The sequence below is a fragment of the Actinoplanes sp. NPDC051411 genome, assembly GCF_040682075.1.
GTDB lineage: Bacteria > Actinomycetota > Actinomycetes > Mycobacteriales > Micromonosporaceae > Actinoplanes.
The window spans coordinates 13,345-31,915 of the sequence record NZ_JBFBAD010000113.1 but is presented as its reverse complement, the minus strand read 5'-3'; the positions used below and the strand labels follow the sequence as shown (position 1 = coordinate 31,915).

Sequence of the window (18,571 nt, the reverse complement as noted above, 5' to 3'; positions counted from 1 at the left end):
GGCCGGGTTCCGGCCGGGCACGCCGTCTACCATCGGCGGCCGTGGGGGACCGACTCGATCAGCTCGCGCGGTCGATGGGCCGTCCCGTCCGGCCCTGGCGGGCGGGCACCGACTTCTGGGCCGACCTGGTCGAGACCGGCGACGGCCCGGCGGTCGTGCGGTCGCCGCGGATCGAGCGGGTCGAGACCTCCTACGACGGCGTCGTCGACTTCGGCGAGGTCATCGAGAAGGAGGTCGCGGCGCTCGGGCTGATGGCCGCGGCCGGGATCCCGGTGCCGCGGGTGCTCGGCTGGCGGCGCGGGGATCCGTCCTGGGTTCTGCTCAGCTACATCGAGCACGACGAGGGCGCCGCGGTGCCGCTGCGCCGGCTCGGGGAGCTGACCCGCGAGGTGCACGGCATCCGGCCGTCGGTGCCCGGGCTGCGGCCGTTCGAGTCGTGGACCGGCTTCATCCGGGACCGCCTCGGGCAGCGGCTGGCGGCCGCCCGCCGCTACTGCGACCTGCCCGCCTCGCTGGAACGCCGGGTGACCGCGCGGCTGGCGACCCGCGAGGAGCACGCGACCAGCCTGCTGCACATGGATCTGCGGCCGGCCAACATCTGCGTCGCGGACGGCCGGGTGGCCGCCCTCATCGACGTCGCCAACTGCATCGTCGGCGACCCGCTGATGGAACTCGGGCGGATCCGTGGCTACGGGCTGCTGACCGGCGAGTTCCTGGCCGGCTACGGCGACCCGGAACTCGACCCGGCCCTTCTCGACCTCTACGAGCTCGACACGGCGCTGCTGCTGACCGTCGTCTCGGTCGAGGAGTTCGACGACCCCGGCCTCCACCGTGAGCAGGCGGCCCGCGCGACCGAACTCGCCGCACGCCTCCCCTGAGGCCGCTCGAATCGGGCGAAAAACTCCGGGGCAGCGGGCGGTCCGCCGATCCGCTACTCTTCCGCCTTCTCATTCATGTCCGGGCAGGCGGGGGCCGCAGTGAATCGTCGGTCGGCGATCGGGATCGGAGCGGCCGCGGCCGTGCTCGCGGCGGGCGGCGGCGTCGCGGTTCTGGTGTGGCCCGGCGGGCCGGCGCCGGCCGTCGCGGAGAGGATCACCTCGATCCCGCCCGACCCGCACGCCAAGGCGCCCGCGGTGCGGGCGGTGGTCGACCCGCTCGATCTCGCCGCGGCGGTCACGGCGGCCGGTGGCATCGACCTCCGGCCGCGGGGCACCCGTCCATTCAGCATGCTCAGCGTCAGCTGGACCGATCCGGCGGCGGCGCCGAGCGGCGCCATCGAGGTCCGGACGCGGAGTGACCGCACCGGCAAGTGGACCGCCTGGCAGCGGCTGGGGGTCGCCGAGGCGGCCGCCGACCGGCCGGCCGAGGTGGCCCGCACGCACGGCGCGACCGACCCGTTCTGGGCCGGGCGGTCCGACGGGGTCGCGGCCCGGATCGCCGGTGGTGGCGGCGCGCTTCCGGCCGGCCTCGAGCTCAACCTGATCGACACCGACGTGAAGACGGCCGCCGGCAGGAAGAACGACAGCGGTGGCCAGGGCGGCGGCGGTGAGGAGTCCGATCCCCCGGCCACTCCGGCCGACGAGACGGCCCCGGCCGACGACCCGAGTGAGCCGACCAACCCGCCGGTGACGACCGTGCCGACCGAGCCGACGACCGAGCCGGTGCCGACCACGACGGTCGAGACGCCCGCGACGACCGCGCCGGACACGCAGGCCCCGCCGACGACGACCAGCGCCACCACCTCGCCCGCGGCGACGCCGTCGGGCGCGGTGCCGGTGCCGTCGTCGAGCGATCCGGTCAAGGCGCAGCTGCCGCCCTACGTCTCGCGGGCCGGCTGGCAGGCCGACGAGACCCTGGTCATGCAGCCGATCTTCGTCGCGCCCGCGGTCAAGGTCATCTGGGTGCACCACACCGGCTTCGGCAACGAGTACACCTGCGCCGACTCCGCGTCGGTCATCCGCGGCATCCAGGCCAACGACGTCAAGGTCAAAGGCCTCGACGACATGGGCTACAACTTCCTGGTCGACCAGTGCGGCACGCTCTTCGAGGGCCGCAAGGGCGGCGTCACCAACGCGGTGATCGGCGCCCACACGGTCGGCTTCAACACCGGCTCGGTCGGCCTCGCGCTGCTCGGCGACTACACCTCGGCCCACCCGACGGTGGCCGCCGAGACCACGATCGCGCAGGTCGCGGCGGCGCGGCTGGGGGCGTACGGTTTCAGTCCGACCTCGACCGGCCAGATGACCGAGGGTGTCGACGGCCGCAAGTGGCCGATCAACTCGCTCGTCACGTTCCCGCGCGTCTCCGGCCACAAGGACGCCGAGCAGACCAGCGCCGGCTACCTGACCGAGTGCCCGGGCACCTACCTCTACGACGACCTGCCCTCGATCCGCGCCCGCTCGGTCGAGATGATCACCGGCCTGGCCGCCAAGTCGCTGGCCGGCGGCCTCTCGGTGAGCGGCACCTTCTACGTCCGGGGCTCGGTGACGATCAACTGGGCCGTCGACACCCCGTCGGCCTCGATCGCCCGCTTCGAGCTGCTGCGCGACGGCAAGGTCGCGGCGACGGTGGGCGGCACGGCCCGCAGCGGCAGCATCACGCTGGCCGCGGGCAGCCACACCGTGCAGGTTCGGGCCGTGCACGTCTCCGGCGCGACCGGAGTCACACCGAGCTACCGGGTGATCGCCGACGCCACCGCCCCGGCGATCACCACCGCGCCGGCGCCCGCGCTGCGCACCGGCACCTACTCGACGACCTCGGCGCCGGTCACCGTCAGCTACCGGACGAGCGACAACGTCAAGCTCTACACGGTCACCGCGACCCGGCCCGCCACCGTCCACCTGGCGACCACGGCGACCTCCTGGTACGCCACGATGAAGCCCGGTGCGAACACGACGTTCTCGCTGACCTCGCGGGACGTGCCGGGCAACACGCGTACGGTCTCGGTGGTTCGCAAAGCGAACCTGCTCGCCGAGAGCAAGGCCAGTCGCAGCGGGTCCTGGACGACGAAGTCGTACGGTTCCTACCTCAGCGGCAAAGCCCTGTCGGCGACCAGGAAGAACGCCAAGCTGACCTACACCTTCACCGGCCGCTCGGCGGCGCTGCTGTTCAGCCGCGGCTCCAAGACCGGCAAGGCCTACATCTACGTCGACGGCAAGAAGGTCGCGACGATCGACACCAAGTCGTCCAAGGCCCTCTACCGGCAAGCCGTCTTCGTCAAGACGCTGACCGCCAAGAAGCACACGATCGCGGTCGTCGTCGCCGGCACCAGCGGCCGCCCGACGGTCGTGTCGGACGGCCTCGCCTACATCTCCTAGACCAGGCTCTCGAACCCCTCGACCGCGGCGCCGGCGGGCGGCAGCGCGGCGATGTCCTGGGCGATCTCGCGGGCCTGCTTGCGGAAGGCGGGCTCGGAGAGGACCCGCGTCAGGGCCTTCTCCACGTCCTCTCGGCGACGTCGCCGAGACCGAAGTCGATCCCGGTGCCGCTCTCGTCGACCGCCCGCCCGATCGCCGGCGGTCAGCGCGGCCAGCGTCGCGCGCGCCGCCGTGGCAGACCACGGCGGCCGCCCGGGCGAGGATCGCGGGCTCGTCCACCCGGGGCCGCAGATCGACGCGAGAGCGCAACTCGTTCCCGGCGGCGGGTTCCGACCGGCCGATGCTCACCACGAGGTCGACCGGCAGCTCGGCCAGAGCCGACACGACCTGCCGCAGGCGTTCCGCTCCGGCCGGTTGCGCCGGTGCGACGGTCCCGTAGGAGACGTAGACGAGCGGCCGCTCTCCCGGTGTCTGGGGCGGCCCGGCTTCGCCACTGCGGAGGCGGTGCGTGAGCGGCGGCCCGTCGGCCGGATCGAAGGACGCCGGCCCGAGCATCCCCCGCAGCATCCGATGGGTGGTGAAGAACATCGCGACCTGCGGAATCCCCCGCTCCTCGGCCAGCGCCCACGACGCGAGCTCGGCCGCGTCCCGCAGCACCGGATCGGGCCGGAACTCTCCACGATCGCCTGCAACCTCGGCCGGGCCGCCCGCGGCGCCATCTCACCGAAAATTCGCTTGCCGAGCCGCTCGCGCCCTTCGGGACTGCTCCCGGCCTCCCGCACCGCCGCCGCGAACTCCTCCGGCGGAATGTCACCGAAGGCCGCCGCCCGATACCCGGCCGACTCCACGTTGTCCCGGAACGACCCGGGCGACGCGACCACGACCTCATGCCCGGCCACCTGGTCGGCGTCGGCGGGCAGAAATGTCTCCAGCCCGCGGTGGCCGCCACCAGGATCCTCATCGTCGGTCCCTCCGGGCGCATCGGCGTTAGCTCTACAGACGTACGCGGTAAGCCCGACTTCGATCCCCTTCGCCGCACGGCACGCGGGTCGCCGCCTTCCTCACTCACTTCCGCCGACCGGGAGCTCCCGGCCGACAGCGGTCGTGCGCGGCGGCTGCTCTGGGCCGCCATGCTCGCTCACCTCGCCGTGCGACGCAGACCGCGCGTTGTCCACGGCAGACGAGCGGAGCTGAAGTTCGGCCGGAAAAGCTTTGTGTCGGTCCGCATTTTGATGGCCCTTTGAGACCGCTAGTTTGGCATGATCGACACGCCGGTGCGGCTGACATTTCTCCGTCGGAATGCGGGAAAATAGCTTATGGCGCAGCTCGAGTTTTTCCCCCGGTCGCAACTGGCATCCCTGCGGGACCGGACCGCGTCGCGCAATTATTCGCCCGAGGGCGAACAGTTCCGCCGGGAGCACGAGCGGCATCGTGAATGGGGTTTACGGCAGCGTCACGGTCGCCGGGCGATGAACCTTCGTCTGCACGGTGACGTCGCCGCGCCGGCCGACCGCGTCGGCGGCGGTCGGGCGCCGACGCATTCGGCCGCGGTGTCCGAGCCGGCCGACGGCCGGCCGCTGCTGGTTCACGACTCGAGCGGGAACGCTTCCTGCGGTCGAGGGCTCTCCCGCCCTCGTGAGAGTGAGGGCGGCGAGGCCGGTCCGGCCGAGGAGACCGCTCCTGCGGAAACCACCGCTTCTGCTGGTCAGGTCGCTTCCGTTGGTCAGGTCGCTTCCGCTGGCCAGGTCGCTTCCGTTGGTCAGGTCGCTTCCGTTGGTCAGGTCGCATGCGTTGACCAGGGCGCACAGGCTGGTCAGGGCGACCCGGCTGATCGGGGCGAACGCTGCGAGCAGTCAGCTTGCGCCGTGCCGAGCCAGGCTGGTGAGGTCGACACAGTCGGCCGTTGCCGGCGGCCGGACTCCGCGGCGCCTTGGACCGGGCGGCTTCACCGATCGGGCCCACTCCGCCGATCGAGTCAGGCAAGCTCTCCGGGCTGGTCAGGTCGGCTCGGCCGTGTGATCCCGGCGGCGTCGACCGGCGACAGGGCGCCACCGCCCACCGCGGTGCGCCGCCTGCCCGGGTGCGCCGCCTGCCCGGGTGCGCCGCCTGCCCGGGTGCGCCGCCCGCCCGGGAGAGTGCCGCCTGCCCGGGTGCGCCGCCTGCCCGGGAGTGCCGCCCAGGCGGGACCGATCGGGATCACCCGAGGCGGTGGTCGCGGCATCGGCGGCGGTTCAGGTCGCAACGATTGTCGAATTCGCCGCACTGGGTCTTCGGAAAGCGTCGCGATAATAGTTTGCGTCCGGTCCGGGGATTACCGCTTTGCTGTCAATGGTTCCTTATCGACAATCCGGCGAGCGCCCGTGTCAGGGGGCGACGCTATTTCAACGTTGCGTCAATAATCAGTTTTTGAGGGGCTGCGCATTGTCATCGGCAAAGCCGTGCGTCTGGTCACGTGGTGGTGCCGTTCGGCGATGGTCGGCCGTGACCGACAGCGCGTGAGGCGCACGCCGGTCGGACTTGCCGAGCGCCGAGTCCAAGGAGGCTGTGCGAGCGGTCCGGGGAGCTCGTGCGCTCCGGCGTTTCGTCGTCGGTGTCGGCTCCCTGGGGCGCCTGGTGGAGAGATCTGCGGAAGAAGGGGAGGTGCGGAACTCCGAACGGTGACGGCCCGGCGGGTGTGACCGTGTCTCGTGGCGGGCTGCTACGGCCACTGCGAGGACCAAAGCGCGAACCTCAGCCGTCGCGGCGGGCCTGGGTTCGGCGGTCGGTGGCTACGGGGGTGGCCGGGGGCAGGGTGAACCAGAACGTCGCTCCTCGGCCGTCTTCGCCGGCGGCCCAGATTTCGCCTCCGTGGCGTTCGACCGCGCGGTGCACCGTGGTCAGGCCGATGCCGGTGCCCGGGAACTCCTGTGCGCTGTGCAGCCGGGCGAACGGCCGGAACAGCTCGCCCGCCTTGCCGGCCGGGAAGCCGGCCCCGTTGTCGCGCACAAAGTATCTGCCTCCGTCGAAGCCGATGGTGATCGCCGGGTCGGCGATCTTGCCGGTGAACTTGACCGCGTTGTTGATCAGGTTTTCCAGGATGACGCGGACCAGGCCCTCGTCGGCGTCGGCCGTCATTCCCTCGGCGACCGTGAACGCGACCGCCCGGTCCGGGTAGCGGGCCTCGACCTCGCCGATCACCTGCAACGTGGTCGCCGTCAGGTCGAACACCGTCCGGCGCAGTTCGCCCCGGCTGGCCCGGGCCAGGATGAGCAGCGACTCGACCAGGTCGGCCATCCGGGAGGCGGCGTTCCTGATCCGGCCCAGCCGGCGTTTCGCCTCGGCGCTGAGCGGGTCCTCGTCGTCGTCCAGCATGTGCTCGGCGAAGCTGCTGATCACCTGCAGGGGGCCGCGCAGGTCGTGGGAGACCGAGCCGGAGAACGCCTCGAGTTCCCGGTTGCGCCACTCCAGCTCCTCGACCAGGGCCGCCCGGGTTTCGGCGAGTTGCCGGGCCGCCCGTTCCTCGGCCGCGTCGAGTTCGCGCCGCATCAGCTCCTCGCGGATGCGGCGGCTCTCGTCGTGCGACTGTTTGCGCCGGATCTGCGTGCGTACGTGGGCCCGTAACGCCTCCGGGCCGGAGCTCGCCCGCACGTAGTCGTCGGCTCCGGCCTCCAGGCAGGCCAGCATGTCGTCGTCGGCCTCGCCGGTCATGACCACCGGTGTTTCGCCGATCACCGGCACCTCTTTGATGCGCCGGCACGCGTCGCGGCCGATGTCGCCGTCGAGTCCCTGGCCGAGCACGATGCAGTCGACCGGCTGCTCGGCCAGCAGGTCGAGGGCGTCGTTGGCGTCGGCGACCGGGACCACGTCGTACCCCTCGCTGCGGAGAGCGGTAGCGAGCCCGGAGAGCCGTTCCCGGTCGGGGGTGAGGGCCAGGACCTTGCTCGGGCCGTGCAGGCTGCCGGTGACCTCGATCGGCAGCTGCTCGGCGCTCTGCCGCAGCACGGCGTTGAGTTTGGCCGGCACGATCGCCAGGTTCTGCTGTTTGCGGACGAACGCGTCGGCGCCCGCGTCGAGCATCTGCAGCTCGGTGGCGTAGTCGTCGGCGGCGGTCATGAGGATGCACGGGGTGTCGCGCAGCGCCGGGTCGAGGCGGATGCGGCGGATCACCGTGGCGCCGTCGATGCCCGGCATCACGCCGTCGACGATGACCGCGGCCGGCCGCCGGTCGGCCGCCATCCGCAAACCCTCCTCGCCGCTCGGCGCGGTCAGCACCGCGTAGCCTTCGCTTTCCAGCAGTTCGCGCAGCTGCTCGCGGAAGGTCATGCTGTCGTCGACGACGAGCACCGCCGTGCGGTCGGGACGCCGGTGGACCCCCTCGCCGAGCAGCTGGCGGGAGCGGGCCACGACGTAGCCGGCGTCGTACGGCTTGCCCACGTATTCGTCGGCGCCCGTGCGCAGCCCGGCCAGCCGGTCGTGCACCTCGTCCTCGCTGGACAGCAGGACGGTCACCACGTTGCGCCGCGACGGCATGCCGCGCAGCTCGGTGAGCAGCTCCAAGCCGTCGGCGTCGGGCAGCAGCACGTCGAGCACGGCCACGTCGAAGACCGCCGACGCGAACGCCTTGCGGGCCTGTTCGCCGCTCGCGCAGAGCACGGTCGTGAAGCCGTCCGCCTCGAACGCCTCGTGCAGGTCCATCCGGACGGTCAGGCTGTCGTCCACGATCAGCACGGTGCTGGTCATCGCCGGCCCCCAGTGGCGCGGCCACCGGCGAACTGCAGCTCGGCCACCCGGGCGGCGATTCTCGCCGGCGGCAGGACGTACGCCGCGGCGCCGATCAGGGCCGCCTCCCGGGGCATGCCGTAGACGACGCAGCTCGACTCGTCCTGGGCGAACGTGACCGCGCCCCGGGCCCGCATCCGCAGCAGCCCGTCGGCGCCGTCGCGGCCCATCCCGGTCAGCAGCACGCCGGTGCCGCCCGCGCCGTACTCGGCCGCCACCGACTCGAACAGCACGTCGACCGAGGGCCGGCAGGAATAGCGGGGCGGGCCGTCGCTCAACCGCAGCACGCCGTCCCGTACGGCCAGGTGCCGGTCGGGCGGCGCGAGCACGACCCGGCCGCCCAGCGACCGCAGCAGGGTGCCGTGCCGGGCGTACGCCACGTCCCGCCCGGTCTGCCCGGCCAGCCAGTCCGAGAACGCCACCGCGAACGGCTCGCTGGCCGCGATGTGCTGCACGCAGAGCACCGGCGGCCCGAAGCCGGGCGGCAGCGCCCGCAGCAGCTCGGTCAGCGCCCCCGGCCCGCCGGTCGACGCCCCGACCGCGACCACCTGGGCCGGTGTGCCGTCGTCGATCGGCGCCGCGGGAGGCACCGACGGCCGGTCGCGGCCGTCCAGCCGGGCCCGCGGGTGGGTGATCACCCGGATCCGGGAGACCAGCCGTACGGCCGAGCACAGCCGCCGCCCCCAGTCGGCGTCCGAGGCGTCGCCGCGCGGCTTCTCCAGCACGTCGACCGCCCCCGCCGCGAGCGCGTTGTACGTGCTGAACAGCTCCTGCCGGTCGGCCGACGAGACGACCAGGATCGGGGTCGGGTGCTCGGCCATGATGTGCTCGGTGGCGACCAGCCCGCTCATCGTCGGCAGCATCATGTCCATGGTCACGACGTCCGGGCGCAGGCGGCCGACCAGGTCGACCGCGGCCCCGCCGTCGGTCGCCTCGCCGACCACCTCGAGCTCGGGGTCGGCGGCCAGCGACTCGCGCAGGTGGTGGCGCATCGTCGCGGAGTCCTCCACCAGCAGCACCCGGATCATGAGTGGATCAGCCTCCGGATGTGGCCGAGCAGCTCCTCCTGGTCGAACTCTCCTTTCACCACGTACGCGCTGGCGCCCACGTCGGCGCCCCGGCGGCGGTCCTCGGCGCCGGCCCGGGAGCTGACCAGGATGGCCGGCACCCCGGCGAGCGCCGGGTCGGCCCGGGTTTCGGCGACGAACGTGAAGCCGTCGATGCCGGGCATGTCGATGTCGGTGAGGAACAGGCCGTACTCCCGGGACCGCGCCTTCTCCAGGCCTTCCTCGCCGGACGCCGCCAGGTCGACCTCGTAGCCGGCCGATTCGAGGATGCTGCGCTCGAGCATCCGGGTGGTCAGCGAGTCGTCGACGACCAGGATCGGCAGCGGTGGCGCGGCCGGCGCCGGACCGCCGGTGACCACCGCGTAGCCGCGCCGGGCCTCGGCGACCAGCCCGTGCGGGTCGAGCACCAGCCGGGGGTTGCCGTCGAGGTCGATCGCCACGCTGCCGATCACCGCGGCGGCCGGGGCGAGGTCGGGCAGGGGCCGGGCGACCAGCGTGCTGGTGCCGGCCAGCCGGTCGACGCCGACCGCGACGGTGATGTCGTCGGCGGTGACCACGACCGCGACGGCCGGCCCGGCGGCGGTGTCCGGCACCACCGAGCCCGCGTAGAGGGGGCGGGCCAGGGGCAGGAACGGCACGACCTCGTTGTCGTGGGCCACCCGGCCGGTGGCGACGGCGATCGAGGCCTCCTCCGAGGTGAGGCGCACGCAGCGGCGTACCGCGTCGAGCGGGATCGTGGCGACCGTCGGGCCGGCCTCGACGATCAGGCCGTTCATGCTGAGCAGGGTCAGCGGCACGACCAGTTCGACGGTGCTGCCGCCGCCCGCCTCGCTGCGGATCGCGACCTCGCCCCCGAGCTGGGCGGCGACGTCGCGGGCCACATCCATCCCGATGCCGCGGCCGGCCACCTCGGTGACCGCGGGCGAGGTGCTGATGCCGCCGCGCAGCACCAGGTCGAGCAGCTGCTGCGGGTCCGGGTCGGCGTCACCCGGGGCGAGCACCCCCCGCTCCTGGGCGGTACGCCGCAGCGCGTCCAGATCGAAGCCACGCCCGTCGTCGGTGCAGCGGATGATCGCGTACCGTCCTCGGCGCTGGACCGAGAGACTCACCGTGCCCTCGGCGGGTTTTCCGGCCGCGAGCCGGTCCCCGGCCGGCTCGATGCCGTGCACCACCGCGTTGCGCACCACGTGCAGGAACGCCCCGCTGATCTGGTTGAGCAGGTGCGGGCCCATGCGCACCTCGGCGCCCGAGGTGATGAACCGGACCCGCTTGCCCTCGGCGTCGGCGGCGTCGCGCACCGCCCGGTGCAGCCCGGTGAAGATCGTCCCGGCGCTGACCAGGCGCAGCCCCTCGGCCCGCCCGCGCACCTCGTCGAGTTCCCGCTCGATCTGGTCGATGCCGTCGGTCAGCCGGCGGCCGAGCGCGGCCAGCTCGCCGGCCAGCCGCTGCACCTGCGCCCGTCCGGCCGGCTCGGTCAGCGCCGCCCGCCGGATCCGCAGCTGGTCGACCAGGGTCTCGGCCGAGCGCTGGAGCCGGCTCATCGTGCGTCCGCCGTCGCGCAGGGGCGCGATCCGGGCGTTCGCCTCGCCGATCGCGTCCAGCAGTTCGTCGAGGTCGGCGGTCGCGGTCCGCGGCGGGGCCGGCTCCTGGTCGGGCCTCCTCGGCGCCTGCGGCGCCTTCGTTTCGTCTTTCGGCGCCGGCGCCGGCTTCTCCAACGCCGAGACGTACGCCGAGATCTCGTCGTTCAACCGCAGCAGCTCGCGCATCTCGTCGGCCGGCAGAGCGTCGCCCACTCCCCGGTGCGGGACCAGGACCTCCTCGAACTCGTGCGCCCGGTCGGCGATGTCCTGCTGCTTGACCACCCGGGCCGCGCCCTTGAGCGTGTGCGCGAACCGCAGCAGCCGGTTGACCAGATCGGAGCCGGGCTGCTGGTCGAGGTCGAGCACCCCGGCGGTGATCTGGTCGACCAGCTCGCGGGCCTCCAGCCGGAAGTAGCGCAGCGGGTCGCGGCCTTCGGCCATCAGTGCTTCCCGCTGCCGACCAGGTCCAGCAGGTCGCCGGAGAGCGTGCCCAGGTGGGCCGCGGTCTGCTTGGTCTGCACCGCGCTGGCCTCGGTCTCGCGGGTCACCCGGGCGGTGTCCGAGGCGGCCACGTTGACCTGCTCGACGGCGGTGGTCTGCTGCTTGGTCGACAGCTCGATCTCGCGGGTGGCGTCGCTGGTGGTGGCGACCAGCTGGGCGATCCGGCGGAACGAGTTGGTGGCGTCGTCGAACTGCCGGGAGCCGGCGTCGACCGCCTTCGCGCCGATCTCGGTCGCCATCACGGTGGTGTTGACCGCGCTGCGGACGTCCTCGATCAGCGCCCGGATCTCCTTGGCCGACCCGGCCGTACGGTCGGCCAGCTTGCGGATCTCCTCGGCGACCACGGCGAACCGGCGTCCCCACTCGCCGGCCCCGCTCGCCTCGATGGTCGCGTTGATGGCCAGGATGTTGGTCTGCTCGGCCAGCTCCGACACCAGGTCGACGACGCCGCCGATCTGCTGCGACTTCTCGCCCAGGGCCAGCATGTGCTGCACGATCTGGTCGACCTGGGTGCGGATCGCGGTGATCGAGGTCCGTGTCTGGACGATCGTCGAGTCGCCGGTGCGGGCCGCGTCGGCCGTCTCCTCGGCGACCTTGGACACCCGCTGGGCGCTGTCCGCGATCTGCCGCGACGTGATCAGCAGCTCGGAGATCGTCGTGGTGATCTCGCTCATCGCGCTGGCCTGGTCGCGCCCGCCCGACGCCTGCTGGGCCGCGGCCGCCTCGAGCTCGGCCGAGGAGCTCTGGATGTGCCCGACCGCGGTGCCGACCTCGCGCCGCAGGTGGCGGCTGAGCCGCCACGAGATCCAGGCCCCGGCGATCAGCGCCAGCAGGCCCAGCACGACGATCGCGACGACCGCGAGAGTGGCTCGCGACGCCGCGAGCGAGCGGTCCGAGGCGACGATCTGGCCGACCCGTTTGACCAGCGCCGCCGTCAGGTTCTGCAACGCCTGCCGGGCCGGGCCGACGTTCTTGGCGTTGAGCTGCCCGATGTTGACCAGCGACTTGAGCGCCTTGCGCCGCTCGACCACCGGCGCGAGCAGCGCCGCGTGCGCCTGCTCGGCCGCGCTGAGCTGCTCGAGCAGGGCCTTGGCCCGCTGGTCGGTGAGCAGGTTCCGCAACGAGATGACCTGGTTGAGGAACTCGGCGCGATCCTTGTTGGTCAGGTCCAGATATTGCTGCTGGCCGTTGAGCAGGTAGGCCCGGTAGTCGCTGATCCGCGACTCCATCGTGGTCTCCAGCCGCTGCGCCCCGACGAGATTGTCGGTCGCCACCGCGATCACCTTGTTGTTGCTGTTGACCACGAACGCCAGCGCGGCCACCGAGGTACCCGCGATCACCAGGGTCAGCCCGAGGGTCAGGCCGAACCCGGCCGCCAGCTTCTTGCCAAACGTACGTCCGGCCATCATCGTGCGATCTCCTCGGAGGTGGCGGGGTCGTGCCCGGTGAGCGAGTGGACAAGGGCCCGGGCGGCCGGCACGTCGACGATCGGCTGGGTGCCGCCGCGCAGGGTGACCATTCCGCGCAGGCAGCCGCCGCCGTCGGCCGTGGCCTCGGTGACGATCGCGTCGGCGGCCACCCGCACGTGCCCGTGCAGCTCGTGGAAGGCGAGCGCGAGCATCGGCGTGCCGGCGGCCAGCACCAGCCAGCGGGGGCGGCCGGCGCCCGGATGCCCGAGCAGTGCGGCCAGGTCGTAGACCGGCACCACGGTGCCGGCGAAGCCGGCCAGCCCGAGCAGGGCCGGCAACGGTCCGGGCAGTGGGGTCACCGGGCGGTCGGGGTGCAGACCGGCGGTCTGCGAGAGGCGCAGGGCGTACGGGCGGCCGCCCGCACCGACCGCGAGAAGCTCCACGTGCTCGACGTCGTGGCTGCGGGCCGGCTCGGTGAACGACCGGTCGAAGTCGCCGCGCAGGCGGTCGATCCGGCCACCGACGTCGAGCAGCGACTCCCCGCTCAGCGTCGCCACGCCCATGCGCCTCACCGGTGGGCCCCGCAGGCGTCGAGCTCGGAACGGCACAGCGAGGTCAGCGCCATCCGGCCGAAGCCGCCGCCGAACAGCGTGATCCGCTCGGCCCGCTCCAGCGGCAGCAGGCCGAGGGCCCGTTCCAGGTCGGCCGCCGCGGGCCGGTCCTCGCCGCGCCGCCGGGCGAGCTGGCCGAGCCGCAGCCGGGCCAGCGCGAACGCCGGGTCGAGGAACGCCGCCAGCCGGTACTGGGCGATCGCGTCGTCGACCGCGTGGCCGCCCTCCAGGCAGAGCGCGAGCAGCTGATGGGCGTCCGCGTTCAGCCCGTCGACCTCGACCAGGCCGCGCGCGACCGTCGCCGCGTCGCCGAGCCGGCCGGTCTGCACCAGCAGCACCCCGTGCAGCAGCGTGTCCCGGGGGCGGGGCTTCCCCGGCTGCCGGGAGGTCACCAGCTCCAGCGCGTCGGCGAACCGGTCGGCCCGCAACAGCCCGATCGCCCCGTCGTACGCGTCCTCCTCGGTCATCGGCGGCGCCGGCCGGTGCGGCTCAGGCGGCGGCGCCGACCGGGGGAGCGGAGGCGGGGCCACGGCCACGGTGGGCCGCCGGTAGTAGAAGGTCTGGTGGTCGTGCTGGGCCTCGAGACCCTCGGGCCGGCTGCCGAGCGAGTCGGTGTGCCCGAGGAAGAGGTAACCACCGGGCGCCAGCGCGCCGGTCATCCGCCGGATCAGCTCGGTCGCGACCGGCCGGGTCAGATACATCAGCAGGTTGCGGCAGAAGATCACGTCGTACTGCCCGGCCGCCCACAGGTCCCCGTCGTCGTCGGCCACGTTGTGCCGGGCGAAGCGGACCAGCGCGCGGATCTCGTCGTTGACCTGGAAACCGCGGTCGTCGCAGTGGAACCAGCGTCCGCGTACCTCCGGCGGCGTCTCCCGAAGCGACCAGCTGGAGTACCGGGCGCCTCCGGCCTTGCGCAGCATGGCCGGATTGGCGTCGACGCCGGTCACCGAGACCACCCACTCCGGGGCCGGCCGGGCCTCCCGGCCCACGATCGCCAGCGAGTACGCCTCCTCCCCGGACGAGCAGGCGACCGAGAGGAAACGCAGCACCTTGTGCGCCTCGCGGGCCGCGATCCGCGCCGGCAGGACGGCCTCGCGCAGCGCCCGGAACTGCTCGCCGTGCCGGAAGAAGTAGGTTTCGGTGATGCTCAGCCGCTCGGCCAGCTCGACGATCTCGGAGTCCCAGCGACCCCCGTCGAGCCGGGCCAGATAGTCCTCACGGCTCAACCCGGTGATGGCGGCCCGCTCGCCGAGCACGGTGTCGAGCTGTGCGACGTCCTTGTCGTCGAAGGTCCAGCCCAGCCAGCGCGACAGCAGCTCCCGGAACTCCAGGAGTCCGCCGCTCATCGGGCGTCCGCGGCGGCGGCCGCTTCCCACACCTCGTCGGGCACCGCCCGCATGCTCTGCAACAGCAGCAGCGGCTCGGCACCGAACGTGCCGACCCCGGCGACGAGCCGGTGTGAGGCGCCGAGCAGCGCCGGGTGGGTCTCGGCCGGGCCCGCCTCGGCGCCCCGGATGCCGAGCACGGGGCCGGTGGCCAGGGCGACCGGGCCGCGCTCGGTGCCGACGGCGACGTACCGCTCGACGTCGCCCGGGCGGCCGGTGAGCAGCCGGGCGATGTCGATGACGGGCGTGGGGACGCCGCGGAGCACGCTGATGCCGAGCACGAAGGCCGGGGTGCCGGCCAACGGTCGCGTCTCGAGCGGGCGCATCGTCTCGATAACCTCGTCCAGGGGGAGCGCGCAGAGCAGCGTCCCGGCCCGGAAGACGAGCGCGGTCACGGCCTCGTCGGGGGCCGTCAGCTGTCCGTACTGCCGCACACCGCCAGACTAGCGGCGCTTATCTGGACAAATCACGAAATTACCTCACTCAGGGTGAGAATCTGGCGCGCCCCCGTGCCGCTGCCGGAACCAGTCCGGGACCCCGCCGCCGGCCGGCTCCGCCGGCGGCCACTCGGCGGGCGGCCCGCTCAGGTCCAGCGTCTCGGCCGCGGCATGCCGCCCGGCGACAACCGGACGCCCGGCGTCCTCGCCGCGGCTACGTCCAGCGGCGGCGATCGCCGCCTCCCCGTCGCCACCGGCCGGGTGGCTCGGGCCGGCCCACCCCGCACCGGCCGCCGGTCGCTCGCCGGCGCCCCCGGGGTCGCCGCCTGAGCGGCCTCCGCCTGCCGGGCGGCCTCCGCCTGCTGGGCTGAGGTCGGCGGCTCGGCCGAGGGCCTCTGGGCCGATGGCGGTTGCTGGGTCGGGGCCTGTCAGGCCGAGGCAGCCTGTCGGGCCGATGTCGGCTGCTCGGCCGATGCCGGCTGGGCCGATGGCGGTTGCTGGGCCGAGGCCGGCCGCTCGGCCGAGGGTTTCTGGGCCGAAGTCGGCTGCTGGGTCGACGCCCGCTGGGCCGAGGCCGCCTGTCGGGTCGAGGCCGGCTCTGCCGATGCCGGCTGGGCCGGTGCTGGCTGTCGGGCCGGCGTCGAGTGCCGGGAGGTCGGCGGCCCAGGGCACCGATCTTGGGGCGTGCCGGCGGAACGACTCGCGGTGCATGGCCGCGGCGGCCGACGTGTGCCCGGTCGGGCGGTCCTGGAAGTCGGGGAGATTCGGCCGGTTGGAGGGGGCCGGCCCGGCGGGGAGTTCCGGGCCGGCGCTCGGTGCTGCACTCGGGCCGTCGGCGAGGCCCGACGTGAAGGCCAGGCCGGGCGCGGAGGGCAGTTCGGGCCGGGAATTGAAGCCGGGCGTGAAGGCGAGACCCGGCGCGGAGGGGAGATCGGGCCGGGAACCGAGACCGGGCGTGGAGGGATGGCCGGCCGTGGAGGAATGGCCGGGCGAGGCGGAATGGCTGGCCGAGGCGGAATGGCCGGGCGCGGCGGAATGGCAGGGCGCGGCGGAGAGGCCGGGCGCGGTCGGGAGGCCCGGTGCGGCGGGGAGACTCGGCGTCGGGGGAAGGTCCGGCCGGGCGGTCAGGCCGCCGCCGAGGGGGTACGCGCCGACGAGTGCCGGAACGACCTCGTCCGGTGGCACCGAAGTCTGGCGCAGGGTTGGTGCCGTGGTCGGCCAGAGGCGGGGGCGGCGCTTGGCCGCCAGGTCCTCGGCCCAGCCGAAGGCGAGCACCGCCAGCAGTGTCAGCAGCAGCGCGGCGACCAGGTCGACCGGGCCGTCCAGGCCGTGGCCGAGGTCGTCGAACGTCACCCCGCCCAGCGCGATCAGGCCGAGCACCGGCCAGACCGCGGTGATGGCCAGGTTGTGCCAGAGGTAGATGGTGACCGCGCGGGCGTTCAGCAGGGTGACCAGGCGGTCGAGCGGCCGGACCCGGGGCAGCCAGGTCATCGACGGCTCCCAGCGCAGCGCGAGCAGCACGAACGCGATCGACCACAGCGCCTGGGACTCGGGGACGTCGTTGAGGTCCCAGTGTTCCTCGCCCTGATGGCCCTGCTGCCAGTAGAGCGCGGCCAGGCCGAGCACCAGCACGGTGAAGACGAGCGTGCGGGGGCCGATCCGGCGGAGGCGGCCGTCGTGGTGGGCGAAGCCGGCCATCCAGCAGGCGCCGAAGGTGACGAAGTCCCACATCGCCGCGTCGGCGGTGTCGGGCAGCGTGAAGCCGGTCTTGTCGAGGACGACGATCGCGACGATCGGGGCGGCCACCGCGAACCAGCCGATTTTGCGGTAGGCCAGCCACATCAGCGGCGAGAGCAGCAGGAACCAGACGTACGCCCGGATGTACCAGAGCGGGTCCCAGAGGTCGGCGGCGCGGTCGCTGCCCGGCGGGTCGCCCAGCGGGAAGAGCCAGAACGCGAGGTGCCACAGGTGGCCCGCGTCGAGGGGGTGCTCGCCGTTGCGTTCGCTCGCCCAGCCGGCGGCCAGCATCACCGGCACCGTGATGAGGCCGAGCAGCCACAGCGGGGGCAGGAGGCGGCGCAGGCGGGAGACGACCACCTTGCGGGCGGGACGCTTCTCCAGCGACGCGGCGGCCAGCGAGCCGGCGAGGGCGAACATCACCCCCATGGCCGGCAGCAGCAGGGAGAGCCAGGGCCAGCCGAAGAGGTGGTAGACGATCACACGTACGATCGCCGCGGCTCGGAGCAGGTCCAGATAGCGGTTGCGCACCGCGAAAACGTAGCGACGGCATCCGATGTTGGGGGACCGCCATCGGGACGGCAAGACCGTCTCCCTGGACTACCCCGAACGGATGAACTGTCCGGTTTGTCTGTGCGGTTGTGCGACTCCCATGATCCGTACCGTCGTCTGTTTTCCCTGATCAAGGGCGGAATGCAGTGACTCTCGCCGTGCCGGGGAGTGACGCCCGCGTAGCCGGCCGGTTGCCGTGGCCGGGTTGTGACGTTGACCCCTGGCAGGGGCGCCCGGAGCGGCCGGGGGCCCGCGGCGAAAAGGGATTACCGGGTTATGCGGCGTAAGCCTGTGGTGGTGGTCGGAATGGCGGCGGTCCTGCTGGTGGCGGGTGGTATCGCGGCCACCCGGGCCGGGGCGGAGGAAACTCCTCAATGGCCGGACGTGCCCGGGTTCTCGCTCTCCGACCTGCCCGGGTTCGCGGGTTTCGGCGACAATTCCGACTCCGGGGATTCCGACGTCGCCGATGCTGATACCAGTGATGACGCCGATACCGGCGATGACGTCGGCGATTCCGGGACCGACGTATCCGGAATGGACGACGCGCAGACGACCGACCGGGCGCCCGTGGTGCGGGACCAGTCCGATGCCGGGGACGCCGGCGATTCGGCGAATCACCTGCGGGCGGGCGCGGCCCACGCCGTACGGCAGAAGCCCGCCCCGCAGAAAGCCGCCGCCGGACCGGCCCAGCCCCGCCCGGCACTGGTTCGTCAGGATGCCGGAGGCAGCCTGATCGCGGCGGCCAAGCGGAATGTGACCGCCGCCGACGTCTCGGAGAGCCCGAGCGCGCCGACGCAGCAGCAGATTCTGTCGCTCATCAATGGCAATCGGCGGGCGCACGGGTGCCGGAGCGTGACGCTGGACCGGCGGCTGATCGAGGCGGCGAACGGGCACGCGGCGGATATGGCGCGGCACGACTATTTCGCGCACGAGTCGCGGAACGGCGAGGGTGCGGGCGACCGGGTGACCGAGGCCGGATACAACTGGCGGCATTACGGCGAGAACATCGCCCGCGGTGTGGACAGCGCCTATGAGGTGGTCGACGGGTGGATGCACAGCCCCGAGCACCGGCACAACATTCTCGATTGCAGCCTCGACCAGATGGGTGTCGGAGTGGCGATCGCGGGCGACCGGGAACGCACCATCTACTGGGTTCAGGATTTCGCCACGCCGATGTGATCCCCCTCCTCAACTGCCGGTCGTGGCCGCCGATCTCT

At 73.0% G+C, this 18,571-nt stretch carries 12 protein-coding genes; 3 read left to right on the top strand and 9 right to left on the bottom strand.

What is annotated here, in order from left to right; translation table 11 throughout:
• Positions 1–41: 41 nt before the first annotated feature.
• Entirely contained in the window at positions 42–878 is an 837-nt protein-coding gene (locus AB0M88_RS40980) for a phosphotransferase (protein ID WP_364111420.1), read from the top strand.
• Between the two features lie 99 nt (positions 879–977).
• A complete protein-coding gene (locus tag AB0M88_RS40975) occupies positions 978–3,317 on the top strand; it encodes an N-acetylmuramoyl-L-alanine amidase (protein ID WP_364111418.1) in 2,340 nt (779 codons plus the stop codon).
• Here the strand turns inward: AB0M88_RS40975 and AB0M88_RS40970 are convergent.
• From AB0M88_RS40970 to AB0M88_RS40930, 9 genes are all read right to left on the bottom strand, one after another.
• Positions 3,314–3,442 (bottom strand): hypothetical protein, encoded by a 129-nt coding sequence (locus tag AB0M88_RS40970; protein WP_364111416.1) that lies wholly within the window; start codon positions 3,440–3,442, stop codon positions 3,314–3,316. The genes AB0M88_RS40975 and AB0M88_RS40970 overlap by 4 nt on opposite strands.
• Before the next feature lie 2,605 nt (positions 3,443–6,047).
• Positions 6,048–8,036 (bottom strand): response regulator, encoded by a 1,989-nt coding sequence (locus AB0M88_RS40965; RefSeq protein ID WP_364111414.1) that lies wholly within the window; start codon positions 8,034–8,036, stop codon positions 6,048–6,050.
• A complete protein-coding gene (gene cheB / locus AB0M88_RS40960; RefSeq protein ID WP_364111412.1) occupies positions 8,033–9,103 on the bottom strand; it encodes a chemotaxis-specific protein-glutamate methyltransferase CheB in 1,071 nt (356 codons plus the stop codon). Before cheB ends, AB0M88_RS40965 begins: the two co-directional genes overlap by 4 nt.
• Positions 9,100–11,163 (bottom strand): response regulator, encoded by a 2,064-nt coding sequence (locus AB0M88_RS40955; protein WP_364111410.1) that lies wholly within the window; start codon positions 11,161–11,163, stop codon positions 9,100–9,102. The genes cheB and AB0M88_RS40955 overlap by 4 nt, the downstream gene beginning before the upstream one ends.
• Positions 11,163–12,632 (bottom strand): methyl-accepting chemotaxis protein, encoded by a 1,470-nt coding sequence (locus AB0M88_RS40950; protein WP_364111408.1) that lies wholly within the window; start codon positions 12,630–12,632, stop codon positions 11,163–11,165. Before AB0M88_RS40950 ends, AB0M88_RS40955 begins: the two co-directional genes overlap by 1 nt.
• A complete protein-coding gene (locus tag AB0M88_RS40945) occupies positions 12,629–13,195 on the bottom strand; it encodes a chemotaxis protein CheW (protein ID WP_364111406.1) in 567 nt (188 codons plus the stop codon). The genes AB0M88_RS40950 and AB0M88_RS40945 overlap by 4 nt, the downstream gene beginning before the upstream one ends.
• 5 nt (positions 13,196–13,200) lie before the next feature.
• A complete protein-coding gene (locus AB0M88_RS40940; RefSeq protein WP_364111404.1) occupies positions 13,201–14,589 on the bottom strand; it encodes a CheR family methyltransferase in 1,389 nt (462 codons plus the stop codon).
• Positions 14,586–15,062, bottom strand: coding sequence for a chemotaxis protein CheW (locus tag AB0M88_RS40935; RefSeq protein ID WP_364111402.1), 477 nt, complete (start codon positions 15,060–15,062; stop codon positions 14,586–14,588). The genes AB0M88_RS40940 and AB0M88_RS40935 overlap by 4 nt, the downstream gene beginning before the upstream one ends.
• 45 nt (positions 15,063–15,107) lie before the next feature.
• Positions 15,108–17,333 (bottom strand): acyltransferase family protein, encoded by a 2,226-nt coding sequence (locus tag AB0M88_RS40930; protein ID WP_364111400.1) that lies wholly within the window; start codon positions 17,331–17,333, stop codon positions 15,108–15,110.
• 327 nt (positions 17,334–17,660) lie between these two features.
• Between AB0M88_RS40930 and AB0M88_RS40925 the strand changes: the two genes are divergently transcribed.
• Positions 17,661–18,533: a CAP domain-containing protein gene (locus AB0M88_RS40925; RefSeq protein WP_364111398.1), complete on the top strand. Its 873-nt coding sequence runs from the start codon at positions 17,661–17,663 to the stop codon at positions 18,531–18,533.
• Positions 18,534–18,571 lie beyond the last annotated feature (38 nt).

Coding starts and splice junctions, on each gene's coding strand:
- AB0M88_RS40965 (WP_364111414.1), bottom strand. CDS start 8,036: ATGACCAGCACCGTGCTGATCGTGGACGACAGCCTGACCGTCCGGATG.
- cheB (WP_364111412.1), bottom strand. CDS start 9,103: ATGATCCGGGTGCTGCTGGTGGAGGACTCCGCGACGATGCGCCACCAC.
- AB0M88_RS40955 (WP_364111410.1), bottom strand. CDS start 11,163: ATGGCCGAAGGCCGCGACCCGCTGCGCTACTTCCGGCTGGAGGCCCGC.
- AB0M88_RS40950 (WP_364111408.1), bottom strand. CDS start 12,632: ATGATGGCCGGACGTACGTTTGGCAAGAAGCTGGCGGCCGGGTTCGGC.
- AB0M88_RS40945 (WP_364111406.1), bottom strand. CDS start 13,195: ATGGGCGTGGCGACGCTGAGCGGGGAGTCGCTGCTCGACGTCGGTGGC.
- AB0M88_RS40940 (WP_364111404.1), bottom strand. CDS start 14,589: ATGAGCGGCGGACTCCTGGAGTTCCGGGAGCTGCTGTCGCGCTGGCTG.
- AB0M88_RS40925 (WP_364111398.1), top strand. CDS start 17,661: ATGGCGGCGGTCCTGCTGGTGGCGGGTGGTATCGCGGCCACCCGGGCC.